This is a genomic window from Nonomuraea sp. NPDC050394, assembly GCF_044459065.1.
Classification (GTDB): Bacteria; Actinomycetota; Actinomycetes; order Streptosporangiales; family Streptosporangiaceae; genus Nonomuraea.
Genome location: NZ_JBITIO010000024.1, coordinates 76,521 through 102,269, shown reverse-complemented (window position 1 = coordinate 102,269; position 25,749 = coordinate 76,521). Strand labels below are relative to the sequence as shown.

Genomic DNA, 25,749 nt, shown 5'->3' with positions numbered 1-25,749 from the left:
ATCGTGCTCGTTCACTACGCGATTGCGTGAATAGAATCTGCTGAGCCAGATGAACCCGTGATTGCGGTTCTGGGTACCGGACCGCCAGCTGAGATCACGAAGAACCCGCAAGTCAGACGCCGAATCCAATTAAAGAGCCCACACGATCCGGACAAGCAGAGTTCGTGTTCCCTGTCCCGAACGTCAGGTACACGACGCATTGGTTCTGGGACCGAAAGGATTTGGCGCGAGCTCAGACCTTCAGGTGTGACAGTTCCCAGACGTTCAGGCTCTACGCCAGCGGCTGCGTTCTGGTAACCCTACGCCCGGTCTTGATCTTCGACGAAAACAGTTCAAGTGAAGGCCAGATTGCTCGCCACATCTGGACCGCACTCTACGACTTGGGCCTTACCTGGCCCAAGGTCGGCAGCGGGCCTGCGAAGAAGATACCTGGCGCCTTCATTCCAGATGGCCCATCATGTCACGGTCTTTGCCTCAGGCGGAGCATCAGCGATGATGTCGAGAAGGCCAACCGCAAGATTGCCATCCCTCAATGCAAGAGGATCCGCAACTATGTCAATCCGGACAGTTGAGATGAATATCCTTTCGCCACAACGCTCCAGGGAGGCCAGCCATGAAACTACCGGATGCAACTACTCGATGGCGCTGGTTCACCAAGACCAGAACTGCTCTCAAGGTGGCACTATTACTCAGTCGTACCAGCGCAACCGAATTCTCAACCTTTACGGCTACTGGTAGATGTCATTCGCCAAGGTGACAACCGACCGTACAGCGGCGCTCCAGGCACCGTTGCTCGCGACCCAGCGTCAACTCCCATTAATCTGGCGACCTGCACTGTCGACGGCGTAGCCGCGAATGAGCTCAGCCCCGGGAGCCGAAGCGGCTCCCGGGGCTATTCTCGCCTTGACCCTACGAGGAGTCTAGAATGTCTTTCTTTTTGGCGTACCGTGGCCTCATCGGGTCGTTATTCGAGGTGCCTGTCTGCCTCACGTGGGTGCGCGGCAACGACGTCGACGGCATCGTGCGTGCTTTCGGCGGGCGACCAGATCAGATCAGCGAGGGCCCCTATGAAGAGGTGTATGAGGCGTATGAGATGGCGGCGGACGAGGGCGTCGTCCTTATCTCACCGGTAGAAGACTGGATCATGACAGTTGAACTGACGAGATATCGGGGAGCGGGACGGGATACCCTGCGCAGCCTGTCCGCGGGTGGCGAAGCCTTGGCGCTTGCATGGACTGGCGAACTCGACGCGGCTTTCACGTATGCCGTCGCCGGGCGACTGGACGTTTCCTTCGATCCAGTTCGTCAGATGACGGATGCTTACGAGGCCGAGTACGTGGAGTGGTCCAGCAGGTATGGCATCACTCGAGCACAGTGGCAGGAGGATTGGCGGGCGGCCGCGTTCACCATCGCGGAGACCATAACTGGCGTCAGCGTGGACCAGGCGTGGAAGGATGGACCACACCTCGTTCTGAGGATCGAAGACGCGGACGATGACCCTGACGAAAAGCCTCCGTTAAAGTTGCGTGCGCCGCAACAAGAACTGCTCTCCGGTCATCCACGGGTCGCCGCGCTCGCAGGCGCCCTCCCAGTCGAGGAGTTTTCCGAGGGAACCGTGATGGTGGCGCAGTTGGCGCTTGGGGCGGCAGAGCCTTGGGAGCAGCGCGAGCGATCGCTGCTTGACGAAGCGCAGGCCGCCATTGCGGCGGGCCGCAGGGGGGCTACGGTTCATGCGCTTCAGGCGGCTTTGAACGTGGTGGCGGACCAGTTCGCCGAACGGGCTACCCAGGTTATGCCCGCAGGCGTAGACCTTGATCACCTGGACCCAGACCCCGGTGCCGAATGGGGAAGGCTTCTCATCAAGCACAACGCGGTGAAGACACTGATCAGTGCCTTCGCCGAGGATCCGTATGAGGGAGTCACCCTGGCGATCCGGCACGCGAGAGTCGCCACCGCGCCGACACGCAAGCAAACCGACGACTACCGGCTGGTAGGACTCCTGGAAACGCTCGCCTTCTATGTCTTCAAGGGCTACAGCCCATAAGGCCCACTGCCCAGTGTTCAGCGTTCGCCAGTCGGGTCCTGCATCGCTTCAAAACTCAGCTTTGCACCTTGACCTGGAGCCGGGCTGAGCATCTTGTCCCGCTCGGAAGCTCGGTTTCGTGTTCTGAACTGGGCTTTGCTGCATGATCAGGGTGGCGGCTGCGACCATCGCGAGGTGATGTTGTCGCTTGTCTGCCGGTTGGTGAGGTGCTTGTTCGGCCTGCTGGCGGTGCTGGTTCGCGCTGATCTATCCAAGGATGTTGAGTTGCTGGTGCTTCGTCAGGAGAATCAGGTGCTCCGCCGTCGACTCGGTGACCGGCCGTGATGGGGTAATGCCGATCGGTTCTGGCTGGCGGCGTTGTCGCGGTTGGTCCACCGTCGTCGATTGGCGGAGGTGTTCCCGGTCACCCCGGCGACAATCTTGCGCTGGCATCGCAACCTCGTGGCGCGGAAGTGGACCTTCACCGATCGGCGAGGCCCAGGACGGCCCGGCACCCGCCAGCCGATCAAGACGCTGATTGTTCGGATGGGGCGGGAGAACCTGGCCTGGGGGCATCGGAGAATCCAAGGCGAATTGACTCGGCTGGGCTATAACTTCGCGGCCTCGACGGTGGGGGAGATCTTGCACGCCGCCGGTATCGATCCGGCACCCCGTCGAGCTGGGCGGACCTGGCGGCAGTTCCTGACCGCCCAAGCCCATGCGATCATCGCGTGCGACTTCCTGGTGGTCGAGACGGTGCAGCTCAAATGGACACTGCAGTAGGCCCGCAACCTGGTGATGGACCTGGGGGAGCGCGTGGCCGGGTTGCGGTTGGTGATCCACGATCGGGACCCGCTCTTCACCCCCGCCTTCAGGCAGGTCTTCACAGCTGAGGGGCTGCGGATCATCACCACTCTGCCGCGGACGCCGAGGATGAACGCTATCTGCGAGCGGGTCATCGGCTGTCCGGTGCCAGAAATGATGCAGAGGGTCTGACCTGGTCTTCTAGGCTCGGCTCTCGCGCTGTTCCGTCTTCTGTATCTGCTGGCGGTTCGGGTGTTCGGTTGGCTGGTGCTGCTCGCTCGGGGCAGTGCTTCCAAAGAGGTGGAGATCTTGATGTTGCGGCATGAGGTGGCGGTGCTGCGTCGCCAGGTCGCTCGGCCCCGGCCGGACTGGGCCGATCGGGCGTTGCTGGCCGCGCTGGCCAGGCTGTTACCCGCTCGCCTTCGGCGGCATCGCATCGTGACGCCTGGCACGCTGCTTTGCCGGCACCGCAGGCTGGTCAAGAAGAAATGGACCTTCCCCGCCGAGCACGGCCGGGCCCCAATCTCTGAGGAGATCCGTGATTTGATCGTCCGGTTGGCGCGGGAGAATGCACGATGGGGGCATCGGCGCATCCGGGGCGAGTTACTTGGTCTTGGGTATCGGGTGGGGGAGGGGACGGTCCGCCGGGTCCTGGCGGCGGCGAGGCTTGGGCGCGCGCCGCGTCGGGCTTCACCGACCTGGCGCCAGTTCCTCACCTCTCAAGCCTCCGGCATCCTGGCGTGCGACTTTCTCCACGTCGATACGGTGTTCCTCAAACGCGTGTACGTGCTGTTTGTCATGGAAAGCGAAACGCGGCGCGTGCATATCCTCGGTGTCACGGCTCATCCGACCGGTGCCTGGACGGCACAGCAGGCGCGCAACCTGCTGATGGAACTGGGCGAGCGAGCCGACGGGTTCCGGTTCCTGATCCGAGACAGGGATGGCAAGTTCGGCGGAGGATTTGACGATGTACTCGCCGGGGCGGACGTGCGTGCCCTCAAGATCCCGCCGCGGGCGAATGCGTTCGCCGAGCGGTTCGTCGGCACGCTCCGGCGCGAATGCCTCGATCACCTTCTGGTTCACGGTGAGCGGCATTTGCGACGGGTCCTGGCCGAGTACGAGCGCCACTACAACCAGCATCGACCGCATCAGGCCCTGTCGCTATTCCGGCCCCTTCACGATACTGCCGAGGTGGTCGATCTCACGGCTCGAATAGAGCGACGAAGCGCTGTCTGCGGCCTGATCCACGAGTATCGCAGAGCCGTTTGACACCGCGTGAAACCGCAGGCCAGCGCTATGAGCGAGTTTTAGCACCGGACAGGCCGCGAGCGGGTTGCCGCCGGTGCGGTTGCACGACCTGCGGCACGGAGCTGCGACGTTGGCGCTGGCGTCGGGTACGGAGTTGAAGGTGGTGCAGGGCACGCTGGGGCACGCGAGCATCGTGTTGACCGCCGATACCTACGTCTCGGTGCTGCCGCAGCTGTATCGCGACAGCGCCCGCGCGACGGCGCGGCTGGTGCTGAAGGCGGTGCGGGCGACCAACGGAAGATCGGCAAGGGTCGGGAGAAGCGTGACTCACGATCAGATGACGCGACTACAGGCCCGGGTGAAGCCGCAGGTCGGCGTCGTAGGGCGGGTGGGACTTGAACCCACGACCCACGGATTATGAGTTTCCTTGATCGATGTCAGCCGGTGTCGAGTGATGGCGATTCGTACCACCATTTGCGCGATTGTCATCAGCGGGATGTCGGTGCGTGCCGCCGCATACCGGCCTATGCCGCGTACACGCGAGCAACCGCCGAGCGATCATGCGTCCTTGGCGTTCGGTCCTGTCCGGCTGGCGCTGGCACATCGTTGCGTCCCCTCGGTGCAGACCACGAGGTCGTTAGGAGTTGAGCGACCGCTCAAATCGGGCTGAGCGTTCGCTCAGACGAGGTCAAGTCAGGTGGACGAATTTTCGGCACTCACAGGGTCATCGGCACCCTGCGCCGCGAACTCCTGGACCGGATCCTGATCCTCAATGAACGCCACCCGGCCGTCGTGCTCCACGACAACGGTCGCCGGCCACACCAGTCCCGGCTCCATCGTCCCCCGGACACCACTACGCAGCCCGCCCGCGACGTGACCGAACTCAATGGCCATCGATCCATCCGCCGAAAACCTGTCGTCGCAGGCATGATCAGCGAATACCACCACGCCGCTTAACCACAGCTCAGGGCATGTAACTCAATATTCGAGCGGTACAGGCTGTAGTCGATCGCGGCCCTGATGTTGGCGCTCTCGTCGTTCTCCTCCAGGCGCGCCGCCGCGACCGGCGCACCCAGACCGCCACGATCGCCTTGTCCCGGAGCGTCCACAGTTCCTGGCCGAAGCGTGAGCAATCGGTTGTGTGCCCTTGGCAGGTGTGGCGCGGCGAACGGGTATGTCCTGAGCCGCTGGAGGAGCGGATATGCATACGGTGACGATTGATCTGGCGAGTGACGGCGGCAGCCTCAGCTTCCATGAGCCGAGTAACACGGTGTGGTTTGCTACGTCGGCCGGTGAGGTGCGGGCCGTGCGCCTGATGGATCGGCGCGAGTGGCTGTGCGGGAGTGGCTTCGACGATCCGGTGGAGGCGGTGCCTGTGCAGGACGGGCTCGCAGTGGCGGTGGTCGAACGCGACGGAAGAGTGTGCGTGGCCCGGCGCGAAGCCGCGGACGCTTTGGACGCGGCGACCGTGGCTGATCTGGGTGAGCCGGTCGTGGCGGCGCGCCTTCACCCGGACTTCGGCGTGCTGCTGGTGCTCACCGGGGATGGGCTGTACTCGGTGGATCTGACCGGCGGGGTCGTGAGAGCCGTTGCCACGGACCTGTCGGAGGGGCTCGGTCTGGCCGTGGACGATGCGCGCCGCGAGGCATTCGTCCTGCGGGCGAAGCCGGACGGGACGCAGGGGGTGTCCGTGGTTGCCCTCGACAGCGGCGATGTCCAGGATCTGCCGCAGTCGGTCTCCGGGGCGGTTTGCTTGGTCACGGCGCCGCTGGGAGATCATGGGGTGCTGGTGGTCGACGGGGCGGGGTCGGCGGCTGTTCATCGCGCCGATGGCACCAGCGGTCCCGGCGTCTCGCTCGGTCATGTCGTGAGCGGCATGGCGCGATGGGGAACGCTGCTGCTGGCGCTGGAGGGCGGACGGCTGCACGCGACGGAATGGGATCTCGACCCGGGGCCGATGCCGGTCACCGTCCCGCTGGGGCCCTTGTTCGTGCGCGGCTACGCTGATGTCCCGTTCGACCCCGCCGCGGTTGGGCTCGCGGTCGTCGACGTCGAGTTCGAGGTGGCCGAAGGCCCCGAGTGCGGAACGTTCTCGGCCGGTATCGAACCTGGCGGTGCGGCGGTGACCGTCCTGCTGGCGGCACGCCGCCAGGGCGAGTTCCACCTGCTGGCCAGGGAACGCGGCACCGGAACGGTGCTCGCCACCCGCAGGTTCCGCGTCACCGCCTGCTGGCCGGACGCCGAGGTGGGACCACCGGTCGCGGTGAGTGGTGAGGGGGCCATCCGGCCGCTGTGGGGCGGGGTGGGGGGCGTCGCCTCTTACACCCGAGGCAAGAAGCCTGCTCCGAAGGAGTTCCGGTTGGCGGTCGTGCTTGTCTCGACCAAGGACCGCCGGTTCGGCACGACGCTCGCCTCCACGCAGAGCACCTGGAAGGACTATGTGATCGGCTCGGGCACCTCCGCCCGGACATACCTGGAGGAGGTTTCGTACTTCAACCAGCCCGGTGCTGGGCCTGGGACGACAGGGACGACGGTGCGCCTGCTCGGCGGCCGGGTGCTCGGGCCAGTGGACCTCGACCACGGCTGGGGCGACCTGTTCAAGATGCGCAATGCGGGCAACCTCGACGGGGGCTGGACGAGCCTGTCCGGTGGCCCCATCACGATGGTGGAGGCGATCAGTTCCTACCTGTTGCACCAGCCGGACGGCTACGAGATCATGCGGGACGCGGACGCCCTCGTCATCGTGGTGCGCTCCGGGTCCGACATGCCCGTGTCGGTGGGCACCGGCAAGGTGCCGACGAAGTTCGTTTGGGGGCATGCCCGGCGCAGAGGGACGATGTTCTCGCTTAAGGCGCCCATCTTCCCGCCTGCGCCCCTGATCGACAAGCCCGGCCCGATTGTGGTGATGACGGACCTCTACCCTGCGGTGACGGGAAAGAAGGCCGAGCGCACCCTGTGTCACGAGCTGGGCCACGCCCTGGATCTGGACGATCTGTACGACGGCAACGGCACCTTCACCGACGAGGTGAAGCAGCACCTCGCCACTTGGGTCGATCTGATGCACACCTCCGACACGCTGCCCCACCTGTCGATCGCCAACCGGCTCCGGCTGGGCTGGGTGCGCCCGGCGTGGCTGCGCCGCTTCGACTTCTCCCTGAATCCGAACGGGGCCGTCGTCACGCTTCGCGCGGCGGAGGCGCTGAGCCGTACCGGGCCACCGCCCGGGCAGGCCGCCGGCATCGAGGTGCCGATCAACGATTCGCGCAGCTACCTGTTCGAGTACCGGCGGCAACAACCTGGCATGGTCGGCGACCAGGAGCTGAATGAAGTGACCTCGGGCGCCAACCCGCGGTTCGTGCTGGGCACCGACGTCGACGGGAGCGGCAAGTCGTCGCGACCCCCTATCCTCCTGCTGCCCGACGACAGCGACGGCGAAGGCCCCATCTTGGATGCGGGCGGAGAGGACTACGAGGACAACGACACCACCCACCCGGCCCGCATGTTCGATTTCCGGGTGACCGTCGAGTCGATCGGTACCCCCGACCCTGACACCGTCACTGTGAAGGTCGACTACATCGGCACGCACCGGCCCCAGCTTGTCGTGCGCCCGGCGCCGGGTGGCGACGACTTCAAAAGTCCCGACATCGAGCTGATCAACCCGCTGGGTGTATCTCCCACGAGCGGCTTCTTCATCGACAGCGTGATCAAGGGTGCCCCCAACGTGGTGCGGATCACCATCCACAACGTCGGCACGCTGGACGCGAAAGACGTCCTGCTCCACGTTAAGTGGATACCGTATACGACGAGTGCCGGGGGCTGGCAGACGCTGCCGGACCCGCCGCGGCTGCCGCTGGTTCCGGCCAAGGGCAAGACGTCGTTGACCGTCGTGTGGAACGTCCCCGCATCGCTTCAGATCAAAGGCGTGGAGGTCGAGCACTTCTGCTTCCGGGTGGACATCGACCGGTATTGGGATCCGGTGCACCCCGAGGATGGCGAGCTGGTGGTACACGACAACTGGGCACAGTCGAACTTCGCGACCACCTCGGTAGGGAGCGGATCACCCTCGCAGCGCATCCGCACCGTGCTCGGGGTCGCCAACGAGCTGCCTGTCGCGCTGACCCATCTGCTGGAAGGGCAGCAGTCTCGCGATCTGTTCCGGATCTACCTGGGGAACGCCTGGCTATGGCTGGACGCGGGGGAGAGTCGGTATGTCGACCTCGCCTACGAATCGCTCGCCGGGGACCCGATTCTCGGCGGAAACTTCGCCGAAGCGGCCGCGTCGCTCATCCAGGATCCGAACCAGGCGGTTATCTCGCTGTGGCGTGTCCCGCCCCCTGAAGCGGACTGCGCCACCCCGGCGCAGGCGTTCGGCGCCAACCTGCAGTTGCATGCCGGCCAGCGCTGCTGGTTCGAGGGCGTCCGCCGGGAAGGCGAGGTGATCTGGGCTCAACTGCTCACCACCGAGGAGTCCGAGGTGGTCCCGGTGACCCATGGCATCGTGTATCTATCGACCTGGTCCCCCGCTATGCCGGACATGCTTCCGGAGGTGACGACGGGCGAGGTGGAGGAGTCCGGTGTGGTTCGGGTGCGGCTCGGCAAACAGGCGCTTGCCCTGATCTCCCAGGGTGGCCCTCTGACCGGCTTGCTGGGCCGACCGGAGGACAGCTACTTCGCACGGGCGGTCTCCCCGCCCACACCGCTCGCGTAACCTGTAGGACTCAAGAACACGATTCGTCGCCAGAGCCGGGGTTCATCGCCTGGTCGGGCGTTCCTGGGACAGTGGGCGACTGGTTCGAGACGCCTGCGATCATCTTGCGTGCTCTTGTCCACGATGTACGCCGCCACTCGCCGTCTGCTGTCTCTGCCCGTGCTGTTGTTTCACAGTGAGGTCTCCAAGGAGGCGGAACTGCTGGTGCTCAGGCATAAGAACGCGGCCTTGCGCAGGTCTCGCGGGTGCGCTATGAGCCGGCCGATCGCCTGTGGTTGGCGGCGTCCTCGTCTCTGATACCCCGCCGCCGCTGGGCGGAGATCTTCTCGACTTCCCCGGCTACCCTGCTGACTTGGTACCGCAAGTTCGTGGCGAACGAGTGGGACTACAGCCGGCGTCGCCGCCCCGGGAGGCCGCCCACCGCGGCTGCGGTCAGGGTCCTGGTGCTGCGCATGGCCGCCGACGATCCCGCTTGGGGCCACCGGCGGATCCACGGCGAACCCGCCTCGGTCAAGAGAGCGCCGCTTCTACTGCGTGGAACATCCTGAACGAGGCCGGAATCGAACCCAGCCTGTGCCGCAACGGACCAACGTGTAAGCAGTTCCTGACCACCCAGGCCAAGCACATCGTCGCCGTTGACGTCCTACACGTGGACACCATCAACCTCAAACGCCTCTACGCCCTGGTCCTGGTGGAGCACCGCAGCCGCCGCGCCCACCTGCTCGGTGTCACCGCCAACCCCACGGGCGAATGGACCACCCCAGCCGCCCGCAACTTCCTCATGCACACCGACACGACGAACATCAAGTTCCTGATCCGCGACCGCGCCGGCCAGTTCACGGATGCTTGCGACACGGTATTCGCCGACGCTGGCCTGCGCGTCCTGAAGAGTCCGCCACAAGCTCCGAAAGCCAACGCATACTGCGAAAGGATCATCGGCACTCTACGACGTGAACTCCTCGACCGCAGGCTCATCCTCAACGAGCAACATCTGCGCCGAACCCTCACCCGATACCTGGAGTACTACAACACCGGCCGGCCCCACCGCGGCATCGGCCAGCTAAGCCCATCCCAAGCTGAAACCGGACCGCCATCGCCAGTTGACCTGGCCAGCCATCGGGTCCACCGCAGAGCCATCCTTGGTGGCCTCATCGACGAGTACCAGATCGCCAACTGAAGCCACCAAGAACCAGCAGGTCAGACACCGAATCCTATTTCTTGAGCCCCACAGGGGTCAGGCGAGGTCGAACCGGTCGAGTTCCATGACCTTGGTCCAGGCGGCGACGAAGTCGGCCACGAACCTGTCACGGGCGTCCTGGCTCGCGTACACCTCCGTGAGGGCGCGGAGCTCGGAGTTGGAGCCGAAGACGAGGTCGACCGCGGTGGCGGTCCACTTCACCTCACCGGTGCCAACGTCGCGAATCTCGTACACGTGCTCCTCCGACTCCGATGCCTTCCACCGGGTCTGCGGCGACAGCAGGTTGACGAAGAAGTCGTTGGTCAGCACGCCGGGGTGGTCGGTCAGGACGCCGTGCCGCGTACCGCCAACGTTGGTGCCGAGCGAGCGCAGGCCGCCGATGAGGACGGTCATCTCCGGCGGCGTGAGGTTGAGCATGTACGCGCGGTCGAGCAGGAGCACCTCCGGCTGGGTCTTCTCGCCGGAGCGCACATAGTTGCGGAAGCCGTCGGCACGCGGCTCCAGCACCCCGAAGGACTCGACGTCGGTCTGCTCCTGCGTGGCGTCGGTGCGGCCCGGGTGGAACGGCACCGTCACCGTCACGCCGGCCTCGCGGGCAGCCTTCTCGACGGCGGCCGAACCGGCCAGCACGATCAGGTCGGCGAGCGAGATCTTCGCGCCACCGGCCGCGTTGAACTCACGCTGGATGCCCGCGAGGGCGTCCAAAACCGTCGCGAGCTGCTCGGGCTGGTTGACCTCCCAGCTTCGCTGCGGCTCCAGACGAAGCCTGCCGCCGTTGGCGCCGCCGCGCTTGTCGGTGAACCGGAAGCTCGCGGCCGCGGCCCAGGCGGTTGAGACCAGCTGGGCAGTCGTCAGATCGGACTCCAGGACTTTCGCCTTGAGCGCGGCGACGTCGGCCTCGCCCACGAGTTCGTGATCGACGACCGGCACGGGGTCTTGCCACAGCTGCGGCTCGGCGACCCACGGCCCCAGGAATCGGCTGACCGGGCCCATGTCGCGATGCAGCAGCTTGTACCAGGCCTTGGCGAAGGCGAGCGCGAACTCCTCCGGGTTCTCCATAAAGCGAAGAGAGATCTTCTGGTACGCCGGGTCGACCCGGAGCGACAGATCGGTCGTGAGCATGGTCGGCTTGTGCTTCTTCGACGGGTCGTGGGCATCCGGGATGATCGCCTCGGCGTCCTTCGCGACCCACTGCTTGGCACCGCCGGGGCTCGTGGTGAGTTCCCACTCGTGCCCGAAGAGGATCTCGAAGAACCGGTTGCTCCACTGGGTCGGCACGTCGGTCCACGTCACCTCCAGGCCGCTGGTGATCGCGTCCGCGCCCTTGCCGGTGCCGTAGCTGCTCAGCCAGCCCAGTCCCTGCGCCTCCAGCGGCGCGCCCTCCGGCTCCGGGCCCACGTGGTCGTCGGCGACGCCGGCGCCGTGGGTCTTGCCGAAGGTGTGCCCGCCGGCGATGAGGGCGACGGTCTCCTCGTCGTTCATCGCCATGCGTGCGAAGGTCTCGCGGATGAAGTGCGCCGCCGCAGCGGGGTTCGCGTTGCCGCGGGGACCCTCCGGATTGACGTAGATCAGCCCCATCTCGGTCGCGCCGACGTCCGGCACCATCTCGCTGTCGGTGGCGTAGCGCTCGTCGCCGAGCCAGGCGTCCTCAGGACCCCAGAATATCTCCTCCGGCTCCCACACATCCTCGCGGCCGAAGCCGAAGCCGAAGGTCTTGAACCCCATAGACTCCAGCGCGACGTTGCCGGCCAAGACAAGCAGGTCAGCCCACGAGATCCGCTGGCCGTACTTCTGCTTGACCGGCCACAGCAGCCGGCGAGCCTTGTCGAGATTGGCGTTGTCGGGCCAGCTGTTGAGTGGGGCGAACCGCTGAGCGCCGTCGCCGGCCCCGCCGCGGCCGTCGTGGATGCGGTACGTGCCCGCGGCGTGCCAGCTCATCCGGATCATGAGGCCGCCGTAATGGCCGAAGTCGGCCGGCCACCAGTCCTGCGAGGTGGTGAGCGTCTCGGCGATGTCCCGCTTGAGGGCCTCGACGTCGAGCTTCTCGAACTCCTTGGCGTAGCTGAAGTCCTCCGGCAGCGGGTTGCCCTTGGTGGAGTGCCCACGCAAGACCGAAAGGTCTAGCTGGTTCGGCCACCAGTCCCGGTTCGTGTGCGGACGGCCGCCGGTCTTCGGCGTGGGCGAGTCGATCGCCGGGTTCTCGCTCTCGCTGCCGTGCGCGGTCGCGGAGCCAGGCGCTACCGGGCAGTCGCCAGCCGAATTCTGGTCCTGGTTGTCGCTCATCTGCTTCCTCCCGAACTTCCGGATCACTGGGTGACGCGTCTGGCCGCGCAGCCGGGGCAGCGGCCCCAGTAGACGACCTCCGCCTCGTCGACCACGAAGCCCTGGTCGTCCGCGGCGGTGAGACAGAGGGCCCGGCCGACGGCGCCGTCGACGTCCGCGATCGCACCGCATGAACGGCAGACGAGATGGTGGTGGCCGTCCCCCACCCGCGCCTCGTAGCGGGCGGTCCTACCGGCGGGCTCGATGCGCCGCACCAAACCGGCGGCGGTGAGCGCACGCAGCACGTCGTACACCGCCTGGCGGGAAACCCTGGGGAGTTCGTCCCTTATCAGGGTGAACACCGCGTCGGCGTCGACGTGCGCGTGATCGCGCAGCGCGGCGAGCACCGCCAGCCGCGGTTTGGTCACCCGCAACGAGGCCGCTCGCAACCGCGCCTCGACGTCAGACCCCATACCGTCAACATAGCCCCCCAAACTGGAATCACTCATGTTTGCCCACCGCACCGGCGTGCCGGGGTCCGCACGCGGGTCCTGCCCCCACCGGTCGGGTCCTTGGCCTCGGTGCCGATCTCGTGGAGTGCGCACGAGTTCGCGACCGGCGCCCTGATCTTTTGCCGGTCGGCGTCCACGGAGACCGCCCGGGCCGCCGGGACGGCCGCAGCCCACTCCACCACGTCGATCCCGGCCCGCCCGGCCTCGACGCGCAGGAGCGTGACGAAGGTGCTGTGGCGGCTTGACCGGGAGGGTATACGCAGATCAGGCTGGAAATGACACCTGATCTGGAGGTGGCGCCATGGCAGAAGTCCACGGACCACGACCCTCCGACCTGAATGGGGACGCGGTCCGAAAGCCGTTCGGCCTCTCCGGGGACTGCCTGAACGGCATGATCGGTGCGGCAATCATCCTCCTCGCCTGGTCGGCGATCGGATGGTGGATAGCGGGCCCCGTCGGCACGCTCATCGGCGCCGGAGCGGCAATCTGGGGCGGGCTCCTCCTGCTGTTCCGTCTGTGTCGCTGACGCGCATCGCCGGCAACGCCCAGGATGCGAACCGCAGGCCAGCCTCGTAGTGGACTTGCCGGGTGGCTGTGAGGCGGTCGGAGTCGCGGACCGCGTCCACATGGGCGTCGGCCACAGCCGTGCAGGTGAGCAGCAGTTCGCCGCGCGGCACCACCATCTGAGCTCCTGCCGGGAGCCGATCTCGGCTCAGGTCGATCGGCAGACTGGACGCCGCGAGGCGGTCGATGACGGGCCCCACACGCTGTTCTGGCGATCTACGGGTACTGCTCGGCGGTAGCGTCGACGACGCGTTCCGCACCGGGCAGGTAGAGCACCACGTGCCCGACGAACTGGTCGCCCTCCCCATGTGGCTGGGCTGACCCGTACACGGTGAAAGGCCGCGGGAGTCAGCGACAGTCAACCCCACCACTGAAGCTCCGCCGCGATGCCGAGGTGGCGATAGGCATGCTGGAGGGTCTGGCAGGCGTCGAGACAGACATTTGCGCGATGGCCGTGGGCCTTGGTCAGCCACAGCATCGGCAGCAGCACCGCCACCACCCGGGCTCATCCATCTCAACCGGCGGACGGTCCATGGCCCGGGGATCATGCCGCAGGTGCACCGCCACGGCACAGACCCAAAGCTCTTTACATGATCACCGATCTGGCGCTTGGTGACAGCCGCGTTAACGGCACCCCGTATGCGGTGGGCCGCGCGGCCCCCTTTCCTGCTGTTCAGGCTGCTGCTGCGTCTTCGATGGCGTCGTGCACGGTGAGGTAGACGTGCGGGTGCAGCAGGGTTCCACTGACGGCCAGCAGGTTTAGCGACCGGTTCAGTTGTGCCTCCAGGCACAGCATCGTGCCGTGCTGGGCAGCGTCCTGGCGGGCGCGCAGCAGGACCGACAGGCTGCTGCTGTCCAGGAACGACATCGCGCCGAAGCCGACGATGAGGCATGCGCCCGCATCCGTTTCCTGAGCGAGGACCTTGTCCAGGAAGATGGCGTTGGTGACGTCAACGTCGCCGACCACGCGGATCACGGCACGCTGCTGCAGATGTTTGCAGGTGACCGTCAGCGGTGTGGACACGAACGCCCCCTTACGGAACACGGGCGGCGTGGCTGGTTCCCGAGACCCTGATCGGGCCGCGTCGCCGGGGCAGGCCTCTGAGGGCCGCCCATCCACGGTAGCCCGTGGCCGGGCTGCCCGACACCTCGGGGCGTGAAGGCTGAGGCCGGCCGGGACGGGCAAGAGCGCCGGGAAAGGACCAGCGACCCGGGCGCTCTTGCCCCCTTCGATCGCGGGCCGGTTCCCCCCCCAGAAATCCGACCAGCACGGACTTAGTGCTATCACAGAGGCTTGCCAGGCAGGCGGCGCAGGCGGGGAGCGCGGCGTGGCGCGGGCGACAAGGGGCAACCGGGTTGGCCAGGGCGGGCTCCCCTCAACCCTTGTCTCCCATAGGCGGCGGGTACCTTCCACCAGCCACCGCCTTCTCACTATTCAGTTGCTGATCTCGACGCGATGATCGTTTCGGCCTGAATTAGGTGGTGCCGGGCAGCAACGGACGCATGAACGTGCGTTCGTGGCGCAATACGCAGCCGCTCTCGTCTCTGATGCGATCCGCTTCAATGAACTCGGGATCGCGGCCGAACAGCGTCCGGTACTCCTCGTACGCGGCAAGGCTGGGGAAACTGAACAGGGCGAGCGCCTTGTCGCTGGCGCCCTCCGCCGGCAGGAAGTACCCGTGGTGCGTGCCACCGTGCCGATCGACCAGTTCCATCCAGCGGCGTCCGAAGCGCTCGAATGCCTCGATCTCCGCCGGGTCGATCACATACTCCACCACACAAGTAATCACACGCACGAGGCTAATGCGGTCAGCGCCAACCGACCGATGACTCGTCCAAGGCGGGCGCAGGGTGGTCGCCGAACGGTGCTCGCGGGCGAACGGGGCGGCGGCGTTGTGGTGCGTAGGTGGCTACACCGGCAAAGGCAGCGGGGACGCCCGTCTTACGGAAGCGCAGGTGCAACCGGGCGGTGCCGTCGCTGAGGTCGACGCTGACCTCGTCACTGATCGGGCAGCAGGTCATGGCGGCCGAGACGGCGGGCGTCGGGCAACGTGGCCGCGTCGAAGCCGATGTCGATCAGGAGCTACCGGTTGCGTCGAAGGCCCCGAGCGTCTGGCAGGACTCGGTGAAGCCGGCCAGGACTCCCCGAGGCGAGGCGGACAGCTTCCGCTCCCGATCGACGAAGTACATGGTGACCGCATCCCACGCCTCGTCGCGGCCGGGGAGGCGGGGGCGGAGGGTCGCCGTCGTAGACAGGAGGATGCCGCTGCGGCCCAACCAGGTGGCTGAGGCTGCCCCGGGCGGTGATCTCGCCGGTTGCGGCGAGCTGGAGCGCGACGGCCGCGCCCTCCAGCATCGCCTCCTGCACCTCAGACCGCAGATATTCATATGGCCGCCACACCTTCAGGCCTGTGCGCCGCTGGTGGTCGGCCTCGCGCCAGATGCGTTCCATCATCAGGGCCCGGGCACCGGCGCTGGTCGGGATGGCCAGGCTGAGCTCGTCCGGCAACGAGCGCACCAGCCGAAACCACACACCCGCGTGCACGGTGATGGCCAGGGTGACCTTTCCGGCGGTCAGGGCCTGCCAGGTGCAACGGTCTATGGCCACCATCGCCGGCGTCGCCGACCGGTACGGCATCGGCTTGTTCCATCGCGGGGTGCCGGTGACCTCGTGTTCGACTTCGAGGCGGCAGCCGTGGTCGGGGCAGCTGAGCATAAGCGGGAGCACCGCCGCCAGCGAAACACCGCGGCCGGATTCCCTCGCGCACTCCGGATACATCCGGCGCCGCCACGCCTTGCGCGGCACCTGCGGGGTGAGGGAGCGTCCCGGCAGCCAGGCGCACCAGTCCTCGGTGCGGTGGCGGCCGGCCTGGCGCGGGGGCAGCAGGACGGAGTCCTGGCGGACATAGGTGCGGAAGGCCTCCGGCCCGTCGAAGGGGCCGAGGCTGTCCAGCAGACATGGCACCCATCCGGCGAAGGTCATCACGTGCAGATCCGCGACACTCACGCCGGTACGTTCGGCGAACGCCCCGAGCAGCTCTACCTGCGGATCCACATCCAAGTCCGGGCCCTCGAGACGGATCTTCCCTCTCTCGTGGGCCGGGCCGAGCGCGTCGGCCAACAACAGGGCGGCCGTAATGTTGTAGCAGGCGGCCAGACGGTCGATCCAGGACGACAGCGCCTCACCCGGCTGGGGCGGCGGGTGCAGCGGCCACCGCCGTACCGGCTCCGCTCTCACCGATACCGCCTCATGCCAGTTCGCGTTCAAACAGCCGGCGCCGCTCGGTCGGGCCGCCGTAACAAGCCATCAGCAGGGTGCGCTGGTCGATCGCCTCGCGCCCGGACACGATCGCGGCCACAGCGGCCGCGGTCAGCAACGCGGCGAGCTCACCGATCGTGCCCTGGCCACGGGTCAGCAGGTACTCGGCCATCTCGGTGGTGGCGATGTGGGACGGGCGGCGCAGCGGCAGTGCCGCGGCGAAACTCGCCAGCAGCGAGCACGCCTCCTCATCGGGGTTCCAGCGCGGCAACACGAACGGCTCGAACCGTTCTCCAGCTGGTCATCGGACCGGATCGCCAAGTAGGCGTCCCGGGTGCCGACCCCCGATTAGCGGAATCTTCAGCTCGTTGCCCAGGAACCGCAGCAGGTTCAAGAACTCTCGCCGCACGTCGCCCCGACCGGCCAGGACGTTATGGAGTTCGTCGATGACCAGAACGCGGACACCGGTCTGGCGCAGCAGCCGCAGCGCCGACTGCTCCTGCACCCCCAGATCGAGGCGGGCCCGCAGCGGGGGCGCCCAGCGCCGACAGCAGCGCGATGTAGAACCGCGACACCTTCGGGTCCGAGGGCATCTGCATCGTCAGCACCGGGAACTCCTCCCGGTCGGAGTGGGAGATCACCGGGTGTGACCGGAGGAACTTCTCGATGATCATCGACTTGCCGTTGTTCGTCGGCCCGAGCAGCAGCAGGTTCGGCATCCGCTGCTGGCGAGGCCAGCAGGTCCTCCAGCGGGATGAGGGCCTGGGTGGCGCGGGTGTAGCCGATCCACCGGTCCGCCATGTACCGCAGCCGCTCGGCCGACGGCAGCCGCGCGGTCCTGCGAGCGGCCTCGTTCAGGCGGGACAGATCCTCGAACTCCACCTCCCCGCCATCCGCCCTCACCACTGCTCGATCACCTCGAACGGCCGGGCCTGCCCACCTGGTGCTCAGCGACGCACGTGGTGCAGACAGCCGGGCGGCAACCATCGGCTCGGAAGGATTCCGCAGGGCCTGCGGCTGCTGTGACCTCGACGACGAGGTCTCGACCGCATGAGACGCATCCGATTCCCTCACGCTGAGGTGCGGCGTAAGGTCCGCACCCGTCAGGATCTCAACCCGTCGGTCACGGTGGCGGAATGGATGGAGGAGTTCCTGCGCCGCAAGCGCAGGATCGATCCCACCACGCGCCGCTCGTACGAGGCGCACATCCGGCTCTACTTCACCCCCCTACCTGGGCGAGATCCGGCTGGATCGGTTGCGGGTCTCAGACGTCGCGGGGATGTTCGATGCGATCGAGGAGTTCAACGACGTCATCACCGCGGCCCGCGCCAGCGGAGACCCCCACGAGCGGTTGGGGGTACGGAATCGCAGACCGGTCGGCCCGGCGACCATGCACCGCATCCGGGCCACGTTGCGGCACGCGTTGAATATCGCGATCAAGCAGGATCTGCTGATTGACTTCAACCCGGCCGCCGTGGTCGAACTGCCTGACGCCGCATCCCCGAAGGCGCTGGTGTGGACCGACGAACGCGTCGCCGAGTGGAACCGGACGCTGCAGCAGCGGCTCACCGTAGGGCAGCAGCGGCGCGGCAGCGAGCTGAGCCGGGCGGCGACGCTCAATCTCTACGCCTCCACGCGGCGTCCGTCTCCGGTGATGGTGTGGACGCCCTCGCACACCTATGCCTTCCTCGCCCACGCCGCCACCCACCGGCTGTCCGCGCTGTACCGGCTGATCGCGTTGCGCGGGTCGCGCCGCGGAGAGGCGGTCGGGCTGCGCTGGCGGGATGTCGACCTGTCGGCGGGGACCGCTGGGGTGCATTGGCAGATCACCCAGCTCGGCTGGCAGCCGATGCAGGGCAAGCCGAAGACCGAGGCCGGCGACCGCACCATCGCCCTGGACGACGACACCGTCACCGCGCTGCGCGCGCACCGCAAGGCTCAGGCCGCAGAGCGCCTGGCCGCGGGGGAGATGTGGGTGGACAGCGGATTCGTCTTCACCGACGAGATCGGCAGGCCCCTGCATCCGCAGCAGGTCAGTGACCAGTTCTATCTGCTGGCCTTCCAGGTGGGGCTGCCGCCGGTGCGGTTGCACGATCTGCGGCATGGTGCGGCGACGCTGATGCTGGCGGCCGGTGTCGATGTGAAGATCGTGCAGGAAACCCTCGGGCACGTCTCCTCCACCTTCACCCGTGACACCTACACCAGCGTCTATCCCGAGCTGGCCAAGGCCGCCGCCGAATCCACCGCCGCCCTGGTCAACACCGCGGCACGCAACGGCCAGACGGCGCGGTTGATCAACCTGCCGACCAAGACCGGCGACAACGCCTCCACCTGAACCCATTCGGCATGTGAAAGCGGGCCCGCCATGCCTTGGGCGGGCCCGCTTCATCGTTGCCAGCAGCTTCGTGCGGATGGCGACCGGGCTATGCGCAAGAGGGTGGCGTCGGGCCAGGCTCCTCGGGTGGGCGTCACCGGTGTGCCGGCTATCAGCCACATGCCGTGAACGGGCAGACAGTTGCAGACTCTGCCAGGCCCACACCTTGCGGGATATGCGTTTTCGAAGCACGGGCCCGAGTGGCTTGGCGGATGCGTGACCGAGCGGCAGAACAATCCTGATCGTCCGCCCTCAACGGGCGTTCCGGCAGGACCTTCACGTGGTCGTCTTAGGGGTCTGAGTTGAGATTGGCGGTCTCAATGATCTACCGGTTGACACCGTCCGTGCGCGCGAGCGACCACCGAGCGACCAACCATGATCAACATCGAGGTCGCAGCAGGCGAAACTCCGAGAAAGCCCAGGTCAGGCACGGTGCTAGAGAGTAGGGCGGGTGGGACTTGAACCCACGACCCACGGATTATGAGTCCGATGCTCTGACCGGCTGAGCTACCGCCCCTGGATGGAGTTGTACGGCGGCGCCTGTAGCACCGCCTGGGACATCATTCCATGCCCCGCAGCCTAGATGGAGTCCAAGGCGATCACATTCGTGGCTTTCTCGGCGCTCGGCCGAGGTAGTTTCGGACCTATGGCGGTCAAGCTGATCTATGAGACGCATGCCATCACCGTGGACAACGAGACAGGGATCGCCACGGGCTGGCTGCCGGGGGAGTTGTCTGCTCGGGGGCGGGAGCTGGCTGTGGAGCTCGGGGTTCGGCGGGCGGGCGTCGATGTGGTGTACAGCTCTGACCTGCGGCGGGCCGTACAGACTGCGGAGGTTGCCTTTGGGGGTGGGCGGGAGATTCTGCGGGACGCCCGGTTGCGGGAGTGTGACTACGGGATCTACAACGGGCGGCCCGTGGATGAGCTGGCTCGGCTCAGGCGGCGGCATATCGATGTGCCCTGGCCGGGTGGGCAGAGTTATCGGCAGGTTGTCGCGGAGACCGCCGCGTTTCTCGAAGAGGTGATGGAGCGGTGGCAGGGGCGCACGGTGCTGGTCATCGCGCATTCGGCCAATCGGTGGGCGCTGCAGAACCTGTTGCAGGGCGTGCCGCTTGAGGAGCTGGTGGACGCGCCGTTCGACTGGCGGCCGGGGTGGGAGTACTCGCTCGCCTGAGCCTTACGACCTGCGCTTATCGTGGCGCGGGCGAGCGAGTACTCGTATGTGGGGGCCTAATCTATGGGCGGTTGAGGCCCATGGTGTAGGCGCCGGAGCCGCTGTAGGCGTGGACGCGGTAGCGGTAGTAGCCGGCGGTGCCGTTGTAGCTCACGCTCTCATCGGGGTTGGCGCTGTCGCCGCGGGCCACGATGGACCAGGACGATCCACTCCACTTCTCCAGGTACAGGTCGAAGTCGACGCCGTCGGGGCCGTCCAGGCAGCCGGCGTGGGTGCCGGAGGCCGTTGACCGGTAGTAGGAGCCGTTCGGCTGGATCTGGTTCTGGTTCGAGGTGAGGGAGCCGGTGTACTTCTCCCGGTAGTTCGCGCAGCCGGTGGGCGGGTTGGGGTCGCCGCCGGAGGTGACCAGGGTGAGGCCGCCCACCGACAGCAGCTCGGCCAGGGGCTGGAAGTACGTGGTGCCGCCGCTGCTGCAGTTGCCGGAGCCGCCGGAGGTCATGCCCTGGGCCTGGTCGCCGGAGATGAAGGCGCCGCCGGAGTCGCCGCCCTCGGCGCAGACGTTCGTGCGGGTCAGCTGGTAGACGGTGCCCTCCGGGTAGTTGACGGTGGAGTTGAGTGCCTGGACGGTGCCGCAGTGCCATTGCGTGGTGGAGCCGGAGCGGCACACCGAACCGCCGGGTTGCGTGACGGCGGAGCCGCGTACCGGGAGGATTCCGGCGCTGTAGCCGTTGACGACGCCGGGGGCGGTCCACTGGGAGTTCGTCTCCACCCACGCGTAGTCGTCGCTGGGGAAGGACGAGATGCGGAAGACGCCCTGGTCGACCCGGTTGTAGCCCTGGGTGGCGTCACCGACGTCGCCGCAGTGGCCGGCGGTGGTGAAGCCGAGGGTGGTGCCGCGCCGGGCGGCGAAGCCGACGGAGCAGCGGTAGCCCTTCGACGGGATGTAGTAGGCGTCGCCGCCGCGGATGTCGTAGAACGGCTTGGGCCGTTCGGCCGAGAGTTCCACGCGTACGGCGGCCGCGTCCACGCCGCTGGCGGTGATCCAGTCGCGCGCCTCCTGTTCGGAGGCGGCCTGGACCAGGACCGCGTTGTCGCGTGGCGACAGCGCCCACGCGTGGACGGAGGCCGGCGGCTTGGCCCGGTCGAGGCCGTCCTTGACCGCGGTGAGCTGGGCCAGCGTCCTCGCGACCACCTTGACCTGGGCTCCGGCCGAGGTGATGGTCCTGGAGTCGGCCGCGTCGACGGTGGCCACGACGAGCGCGGCGTGCGGCCCCTCGTGCCAGGCGCCGGCGTAGCGCTCACCGAGCCGCTTCTGTAAGGACGGCGTGGTACGGCTCGCGCGCGCCTCGTTGGCCAGGCGGTCGAGAGCCTGTTCCCTGGTGATGCCGAGGTCGCGCTGGAGGGCGCTGATCATGCCGTCGGACGGGGGTTTGGCGACGGCGGGCGTGGTCGTGACGACCAGGGCCCCGATCGCGATCGCGACCAGAGCCGGGGTGCGACGAAGCATGGTGTCTCCTCGCTGCTGGGGGTGCCGTCACGGTAGACGGGGCCCCAGGGAGCGAGGAGTATCAGCTTGCTCATATCACCGGGTTATGGCGCGGTACCGAAACCCGGATTTCTCACCAGCCAATCCTGGTAGACGGGGCTGCGCCGTACCGCGTCGGCATGGGCGGCCTTGGCCTGGGCGAGGACCCACGCGGGGTCGGGGGCGGTGGGATGACGGCCGAGGAGCTGCCGCCAGCGCAGGGGCGCGCCGGTCAGCGGCACCTTCACCAGGCCCGCGGCGGGCTGGTGGGTGGCCTGGCAGAGTACGACGGCGCGGCCGACCTGGGCGAGGTGCGCGCAGGTCGAGACGTCGGTCTCGTAGATGGTGCCGGGGGTGAAGCCGGCGCGGGCGCACGCCATGGCGAAGCAGTCGGCGAAGCAGCCGTCGCCGGGTGTGACCGACCACTGCTCGCCGGCCAGGTCGCCCAGTTCGAGCTCCTTCTCCTCCGACAGCCGGTGGCCGGCGCCGAGCAGGACGAACACGGGATCGACGCTGATCGTCTCCCATTCGAGCGAACCGGTGGGCGCGCCGCTGTCACCGCAGGCGCCGATCAGCACGTAGTCGAGGCGGCCGAGGTCGGCCATGGTGGTCAGTTCGTGTTCCGACCAGGAGGTGTGGGTGGTGACGGGGCGCTCGGCGGCGAGGCGGTCGACGAGCCCGCCGAGGACGGGGCCGTTGGTGGCGCCGATGCGGTAGCGCACGGAGGGGGTGCTGGCGAATCGCAGGGCTTCATCCTGAAGTTCTTTGGCGGCGGGGAGCAGGACGCGGGCGCGTTCGAGTACCAGTTCGCCGAGGAGTGTGGGCCTGGCGCCGCGCCTGTCACGTTCGAACAGGGAGCCTCCGAGCACCCTTTCGATCCGTTTGAGCTGGGCGGTTAACGCGGGCTGCGCCAGGCCGAGCAGGTTCGCGGCCTTGCTCACACTGCCCGCGTCGGCGACGGCGCGGACGATTCTGAGGTGCCTGAGCTCGAGGTCCATAACGGGAAGGTAAGACGGCCTTTCTTGGGTCGCAATGGGGATAAGTCAGGAAATATGACAGATATTGTTGAGGCCCCCTAGGTTAGCCGGTTAAGCACGACTATACGGGGAGGATTTAGACATGAGTGGGCATGACGTGCGAGCCCGGTCCGACGTCGGCATTCATGTCCGCGAAGCGGTGGCGTCACTTGCCATCGCCCTCGAAACTGGCGGCCACACAGCCGCTGTCCAGAGCAGTGGTCTAGATGAGTCAGGGCCACCGCAGGGCGCGCAGGACTGCCGCCTGTTCGGCGGTGACCCCCGCCGCCCGCTGGGCCGCGGCCTGACCCGGCCCGAGCCCGGCCGCGCACCAGGCCGCCACTTCCTCCAGGGGCACCGCGCCCCACCAGTCGGCCAGCACCTCCAGGGGCGTTCGTCCCGCGCGTGCCGCCTCGGCCGCGGTGAACCCCATCGCCCTGAACACCTCAGCCCGCGCGGGCGGGATCCGGTGCCGGGCCCAGTCGCGGGCCGCGCCGCCGTCCCACCCGGCGTCGGCGTAGGCGCGCGCCACGTCCACCGGGGCTCCCGCCCGCAGCAGGGTACGCAACGCCGCCGCCTGCCCGGGTTCGAAATCGCTCAGCCGTATCCCCGGAAACAGCCGGGCCATCAGCGGCGGCCGGTGCGGAGCCTGGCCGGCCAGGTGGCGGGCGGCGGCCTCGCGGGGCTTCACCCCGTGCTCGTGCCAGCGCACCGCGTCCCGGGGCGTCAGCCCGCCGCGCTGCCAGGAGATGACGCCGGAGGGGGTGGCGCCGGTGGTACGCCAGAGCCGCGCGTCATCCGGATCTTCCACCCCGGCCTCCCGCCAGGCCGCCGCCTCCACCTCCCCGAACCCGGCCCGCCGCCACCGGCGCGTCTCGCCCTGCGTGAACCCCTTCCAGGCGCTCATGACTCCACCCGCACCACGTGCGCCCACGCGGGGACCTCCGGCGGATCGGGAGGGGCGATCAGGCAGACGACGACCGGGTGGCGAGGGCGGGAGGCCGGCCAGGGGGTGTCGCCGTCGGTCAGGACGACGGTCAGGCCGGGGCGGAGGGCACTGGCCGCCTTCAGGCCTTCGCGCAGGTCGGTGCCGCCACCGCCGGCCAGGGTGACCTCGCCGGCCCGCCGTACCCGCTGAGGAGGATGGGCGGCGGCGTCGCAGCAGATCACCTCCACCCGCGCGCCCGCCCGCAGCACGCCGTCCACCTCGCCCAGCACCCGGCGCAGTGCCTCCTCCCGGACGCTGCCGGAGGTGTCCACGACGACGGCCACGCGCGGAAGGGGCCGGACCAGGGACGGCAGCACCACGGACGGGACGGATCGGCGTGAGGGGCGGGCGTAGCTGTAGTCGGCGCGGCCGGTGGCACGGGCGAGGCCGTGGCGGACGAGGGTGGCCAGGAGGGCGCGCCAGTCCACGGCCGGGCGGAGCACCTGCCCGGCCCATCGCCGCCAGCCGCCGGGCGCCGTGCCCCGGTGGGCGTCGATCTCGGCGGCGACCGCGCGTGCCAGCAGGGAGCGTTCGACGTCGGTCATGACGGCGGGGCCGGTGTACGGCGGCGCCGAGCACGCGACCAGCCCGGCCGGAACGTCGATCAGGCCGACCAGCTCCAGGTACCGCTCGGCGAGCAGCCCGGCGGGCAGGCCCAGGGTGTCGGGGGAGACCGCGGGAAAGGGCGGCGGCGGGAGGTCGTCGTTGACCTCGGCGTCGGAGGCCAAGGACCACGCCTCGCCGCGGGCGCGGGCGGGATGGTCGCGCAGGAGATGGCTCACGTGGTGGATCAGCCACCATCCGGCCTCCTCGGCGGGCAGGTCGCCGGAGAGGTGGACGTTCCAGTTGGCGTCCACGCTCAGGCCGGGCGGGCCCGCGGGGTGCTCGATGGGGCGCAGGGCGAACAGGGCGGAGGCCAGGTACGGCGCCCGGGTGACGGCCCACAGGCGGGCGGCGGCGAGGTTCATGGCATCAGGCCCGCGGCGCGCAGGATCGGGGCCAGCTCCAGCATCGCGGCCGGGAGCGGGGTGCCCTCGGGGCGGCGGGAGGCCAGGGAGCGGGCGGCCCCCGCGGCCACGTCCGGGGTACGGCGGGCCACCCGGGCGACCAGGTTCCAGGCGCGTTGCCAGGATTCGCCGCCACCGTCGGCGCGCACGTGGGCGACGACCGAGCCGAGTACCGCGTGCAGCCGGTCCACCCGGTCGGGCAAGGGTGCCGCCGGGTCGGACAGCAGGCTCTCGGGGTCGGGGAGGTCGAGGTCGCGTACCCAGGACAGCAGCTCGAACCCGGCGGCCTCGCCCACCGCGCCCACCACCAGTTCGGCCCGCACCCGTTCCGGCCACTCGCCCGGCAGGCAAGCGGTGCAGGCGAGGGCGGTCGCCGCGAGTTCCCACGTGCGGGGGCTGGGCCACGCGCGCCCGCCGTCCTCCGGCACCGCCAGCACCAGCGAAGGGCGCACCCGCAGAAACGCCCCCACCAGTGCCCTGGCCGCCCCGACCGCGGCCGCGGTGGGCGCCCCGGCCCCCGCGAGATCCGGTACGGCGAAGCCCCCCATGAACCCGTCGGCCACCGAGGCCGCACTGATCGACCAATCCAGATGGACCAGCCGATTGGCCAGCGGCGCCGACAGATCCCACCCATCGGCCGCCAGCGCGGGCGGATTGGCCGCGGCCACGATCCGTACCCCGTCGGGCAGCGTGAGGTCCCCGGCCACCCGTTCCAGCACGACCCGCAGCATGGCCGCCTGCACGGCGGGCGGCGCCGTGGTCAGCTCGTCCAGGAACAGGATGCCGCGCCCGGCGGCGGCGAGCCGTTCGGCCCAGCGGGGCGGCGCGAACCAGGTGCCGCCGTCCCGCACGACGGGCAGCCCGGCGAAGTCACTCGGCTCCCGGACCGACCCCACGACGACCTCGACGGGCAGCCCCAGATGGTCGCCGAGGGCGAGCACCGACGAGGTCTTCCCGGTGCCGGGGGCGCCCCACAGGATCACGGGCAGGTTCGCGCTCACGGCCATGGCCAGCGCTTGCATGCGGACTCCTCTCGCGTCAACCTACATTGACGTTGTTAGGTCAACGTAGATTGACGCGAGGCCGG

General features: G+C 68.1%; 22 protein-coding genes, 1 tRNA gene and 1 pseudogene. 10 read left to right on the top strand and 14 right to left on the bottom strand.

Annotated features, from left to right (window positions below; genetic code table 11):
• The first annotated feature begins 311 nt into the window (after nt 1-311).
• From ACIBKY_RS50715 to ACIBKY_RS50695, 5 genes are all read left to right on the top strand, one after another.
• Nucleotides 312-572, top strand: a complete 261-nt coding sequence (locus ACIBKY_RS50715; protein WP_397109123.1) for a hypothetical protein — start codon at nt 312-314, stop codon at nt 570-572.
• A gap of 353 nt (nt 573-925) precedes the next feature.
• Complete coding sequence (locus ACIBKY_RS50710; RefSeq protein WP_397109121.1) at nt 926-2,044, top strand: DUF6461 domain-containing protein; 1,119 nt, start codon at nt 926-928, stop codon at nt 2,042-2,044.
• A 384-nt stretch (nt 2,045-2,428) separates the two neighbouring features.
• Nucleotides 2,429-2,806, top strand: a complete 378-nt coding sequence (locus ACIBKY_RS50705; RefSeq protein ID WP_397109119.1) for a hypothetical protein — start codon at nt 2,429-2,431, stop codon at nt 2,804-2,806.
• A 273-nt stretch (nt 2,807-3,079) separates the two neighbouring features.
• Nucleotides 3,080-4,096, top strand: a complete 1,017-nt coding sequence (locus tag ACIBKY_RS50700; RefSeq protein WP_397109117.1) for an integrase core domain-containing protein — start codon at nt 3,080-3,082, stop codon at nt 4,094-4,096.
• A 64-nt stretch (nt 4,097-4,160) separates the two neighbouring features.
• Nucleotides 4,161-4,496, top strand: coding sequence for a tyrosine-type recombinase/integrase (locus ACIBKY_RS50695; RefSeq protein WP_397109115.1), 336 nt, complete (start codon nt 4,161-4,163; stop codon nt 4,494-4,496).
• A 272-nt stretch (nt 4,497-4,768) separates the two neighbouring features.
• On the opposite strand, the gene ACIBKY_RS50690 is transcribed toward ACIBKY_RS50695, so the two are convergent.
• Nucleotides 4,769-4,969, bottom strand: a complete 201-nt coding sequence (locus ACIBKY_RS50690) for a hypothetical protein (RefSeq protein WP_397109113.1) — start codon at nt 4,967-4,969, stop codon at nt 4,769-4,771.
• 307 nt (nt 4,970-5,276) lie between these two features.
• Here ACIBKY_RS50690 and ACIBKY_RS50685 point away from each other — a divergent pair, with 307 nt between their 5' ends.
• Both ACIBKY_RS50685 and ACIBKY_RS50680 read left to right on the top strand, forming a co-directional pair.
• Nucleotides 5,277-8,783 (top strand): hypothetical protein, encoded by a 3,507-nt coding sequence (locus ACIBKY_RS50685; RefSeq protein ID WP_397109111.1) that lies wholly within the window; start codon nt 5,277-5,279, stop codon nt 8,781-8,783.
• 649 nt (nt 8,784-9,432) lie between these two features.
• The gene (locus tag ACIBKY_RS50680; protein WP_397109109.1) at nt 9,433-9,960 is read left to right on the top strand and encodes an integrase core domain-containing protein; all 528 of its coding nucleotides are present in this window, start codon (nt 9,433-9,435) and stop codon (nt 9,958-9,960) included.
• Nucleotides 9,961-10,017: 57 nt separating this feature from the next.
• Here ACIBKY_RS50680 and katG read toward each other — a convergent pair whose 3' ends face one another.
• Both katG and ACIBKY_RS50670 read right to left on the bottom strand, forming a co-directional pair.
• On the bottom strand, nt 10,018-12,264 hold the full coding sequence (katG, locus tag ACIBKY_RS50675) for a catalase/peroxidase HPI (protein WP_397109107.1): 2,247 nt from the start codon (nt 12,262-12,264) through the stop codon (nt 10,018-10,020).
• 23 nt (nt 12,265-12,287) lie between these two features.
• Nucleotides 12,288-12,716 carry a Fur family transcriptional regulator gene (locus ACIBKY_RS50670; protein WP_397109105.1) on the bottom strand — a complete coding sequence of 143 codons (429 nt, stop codon included), beginning with the start codon at nt 12,714-12,716 and terminating at the stop codon, nt 12,288-12,290.
• 340 nt (nt 12,717-13,056) lie between these two features.
• On the opposite strand from ACIBKY_RS50670, the gene ACIBKY_RS50665 reads away from it, so the two are divergent.
• The gene (locus ACIBKY_RS50665) at nt 13,057-13,281 is read left to right on the top strand and encodes a hypothetical protein (protein ID WP_397109103.1); all 225 of its coding nucleotides are present in this window, start codon (nt 13,057-13,059) and stop codon (nt 13,279-13,281) included.
• A 396-nt stretch (nt 13,282-13,677) separates the two neighbouring features.
• Here the strand turns inward: ACIBKY_RS50665 and ACIBKY_RS50660 are convergent, their stop codons facing one another.
• From ACIBKY_RS50660 to ACIBKY_RS50640, 5 genes and pseudogenes are all read right to left on the bottom strand, one after another.
• Entirely contained in the window at nt 13,678-13,815 is a 138-nt protein-coding gene (locus ACIBKY_RS50660; protein ID WP_397109101.1) for a hypothetical protein, read from the bottom strand.
• A gap of 177 nt (nt 13,816-13,992) precedes the next feature.
• Nucleotides 13,993-14,343, bottom strand: coding sequence for an STAS domain-containing protein (locus ACIBKY_RS50655; protein WP_397109099.1), 351 nt, complete (start codon nt 14,341-14,343; stop codon nt 13,993-13,995).
• A 451-nt stretch (nt 14,344-14,794) separates the two neighbouring features.
• Complete coding sequence (locus tag ACIBKY_RS50650) at nt 14,795-15,094, bottom strand: NIPSNAP family protein (protein ID WP_397109097.1); 300 nt, start codon at nt 15,092-15,094, stop codon at nt 14,795-14,797.
• A 308-nt stretch (nt 15,095-15,402) separates the two neighbouring features.
• Nucleotides 15,403-16,557, bottom strand: coding sequence for a TniQ family protein (locus ACIBKY_RS50645; RefSeq protein ID WP_397109095.1), 1,155 nt, complete (start codon nt 16,555-16,557; stop codon nt 15,403-15,405).
• Nucleotides 16,558-16,567: 10 nt separating this feature from the next.
• Nucleotides 16,568-17,460, bottom strand: a pseudogene (locus ACIBKY_RS50640) (TniB family NTP-binding protein).
• Nucleotides 17,461-17,857: 397 nt separating this feature from the next.
• Here ACIBKY_RS50640 and ACIBKY_RS50635 point away from each other — a divergent pair.
• Nucleotides 17,858-18,913: a tyrosine-type recombinase/integrase gene (locus tag ACIBKY_RS50635; protein ID WP_397109093.1), complete on the top strand. Its 1,056-nt coding sequence runs from the start codon at nt 17,858-17,860 to the stop codon at nt 18,911-18,913.
• Between the two features lie 482 nt (nt 18,914-19,395).
• Here ACIBKY_RS50635 and ACIBKY_RS50630 read toward each other — a convergent pair.
• Nucleotides 19,396-19,469: transfer RNA gene (locus ACIBKY_RS50630), tRNA-Ile, on the bottom strand.
• A gap of 129 nt (nt 19,470-19,598) precedes the next feature.
• Between ACIBKY_RS50630 and ACIBKY_RS50625 the strand changes: the two genes are divergently transcribed.
• Nucleotides 19,599-20,126, top strand: coding sequence for a histidine phosphatase family protein (locus ACIBKY_RS50625; RefSeq protein WP_397109091.1), 528 nt, complete (start codon nt 19,599-19,601; stop codon nt 20,124-20,126).
• A gap of 61 nt (nt 20,127-20,187) precedes the next feature.
• On the opposite strand, the gene ACIBKY_RS50620 is transcribed toward ACIBKY_RS50625, so the two are convergent.
• From ACIBKY_RS50620 to ACIBKY_RS50600, 5 genes are all read right to left on the bottom strand, one after another.
• On the bottom strand, nt 20,188-21,633 hold the full coding sequence (locus tag ACIBKY_RS50620; RefSeq protein WP_397109089.1) for a S1 family peptidase: 1,446 nt from the start codon (nt 21,631-21,633) through the stop codon (nt 20,188-20,190).
• A gap of 83 nt (nt 21,634-21,716) precedes the next feature.
• Nucleotides 21,717-22,649 (bottom strand): LysR family transcriptional regulator, encoded by a 933-nt coding sequence (locus ACIBKY_RS50615; protein WP_397109087.1) that lies wholly within the window; start codon nt 22,647-22,649, stop codon nt 21,717-21,719.
• A 250-nt stretch (nt 22,650-22,899) separates the two neighbouring features.
• Nucleotides 22,900-23,574: a hypothetical protein gene (locus ACIBKY_RS50610; RefSeq protein ID WP_397109085.1), complete on the bottom strand. Its 675-nt coding sequence runs from the start codon at nt 23,572-23,574 to the stop codon at nt 22,900-22,902.
• The gene (locus ACIBKY_RS50605; protein WP_397109083.1) at nt 23,571-24,623 is read right to left on the bottom strand and encodes a VWA-like domain-containing protein; all 1,053 of its coding nucleotides are present in this window, start codon (nt 24,621-24,623) and stop codon (nt 23,571-23,573) included. Before ACIBKY_RS50605 ends, ACIBKY_RS50610 begins: the two co-directional genes overlap by 4 nt.
• Nucleotides 24,620-25,684 carry an ATP-binding protein gene (locus ACIBKY_RS50600; RefSeq protein ID WP_397109081.1) on the bottom strand — a complete coding sequence of 355 codons (1,065 nt, stop codon included), beginning with the start codon at nt 25,682-25,684 and terminating at the stop codon, nt 24,620-24,622. The genes ACIBKY_RS50605 and ACIBKY_RS50600 overlap by 4 nt, the downstream gene beginning before the upstream one ends.
• Between the last annotated feature and the right edge of the window lie 65 nt (nt 25,685-25,749).

What these genes read in the sequence shown, in the direction of transcription:
- ACIBKY_RS50710 (WP_397109121.1), top strand. Translation starts at nt 926, where the DNA reads ATGTCTTTCTTTTTGGCGTACCGTGGCCTCATCGGGTCGTTATTCGAG.
- ACIBKY_RS50690 (WP_397109113.1), bottom strand. Translation starts at nt 4,969, where the DNA reads ATGGCCATTGAGTTCGGTCACGTCGCGGGCGGGCTGCGTAGTGGTGTC.
- ACIBKY_RS50685 (WP_397109111.1), top strand. Translation starts at nt 5,277, where the DNA reads ATGCATACGGTGACGATTGATCTGGCGAGTGACGGCGGCAGCCTCAGC.
- katG (WP_397109107.1), bottom strand. Translation starts at nt 12,264, where the DNA reads ATGAGCGACAACCAGGACCAGAATTCGGCTGGCGACTGCCCGGTAGCG.
- ACIBKY_RS50670 (WP_397109105.1), bottom strand. Translation starts at nt 12,716, where the DNA reads ATGGGGTCTGACGTCGAGGCGCGGTTGCGAGCGGCCTCGTTGCGGGTG.
- ACIBKY_RS50665 (WP_397109103.1), top strand. Translation starts at nt 13,057, where the DNA reads ATGGCAGAAGTCCACGGACCACGACCCTCCGACCTGAATGGGGACGCG.
- ACIBKY_RS50635 (WP_397109093.1), top strand. Translation starts at nt 17,858, where the DNA reads ATGTTCGATGCGATCGAGGAGTTCAACGACGTCATCACCGCGGCCCGC.
- ACIBKY_RS50625 (WP_397109091.1), top strand. Translation starts at nt 19,599, where the DNA reads ATGGCGGTCAAGCTGATCTATGAGACGCATGCCATCACCGTGGACAAC.
- ACIBKY_RS50620 (WP_397109089.1), bottom strand. Translation starts at nt 21,633, where the DNA reads ATGCTTCGTCGCACCCCGGCTCTGGTCGCGATCGCGATCGGGGCCCTG.
- ACIBKY_RS50615 (WP_397109087.1), bottom strand. Translation starts at nt 22,649, where the DNA reads ATGGACCTCGAGCTCAGGCACCTCAGAATCGTCCGCGCCGTCGCCGAC.
- ACIBKY_RS50610 (WP_397109085.1), bottom strand. Translation starts at nt 23,574, where the DNA reads ATGAGCGCCTGGAAGGGGTTCACGCAGGGCGAGACGCGCCGGTGGCGG.
- ACIBKY_RS50605 (WP_397109083.1), bottom strand. Translation starts at nt 24,623, where the DNA reads ATGAACCTCGCCGCCGCCCGCCTGTGGGCCGTCACCCGGGCGCCGTAC.
- ACIBKY_RS50600 (WP_397109081.1), bottom strand. Translation starts at nt 25,684, where the DNA reads ATGCAAGCGCTGGCCATGGCCGTGAGCGCGAACCTGCCCGTGATCCTG.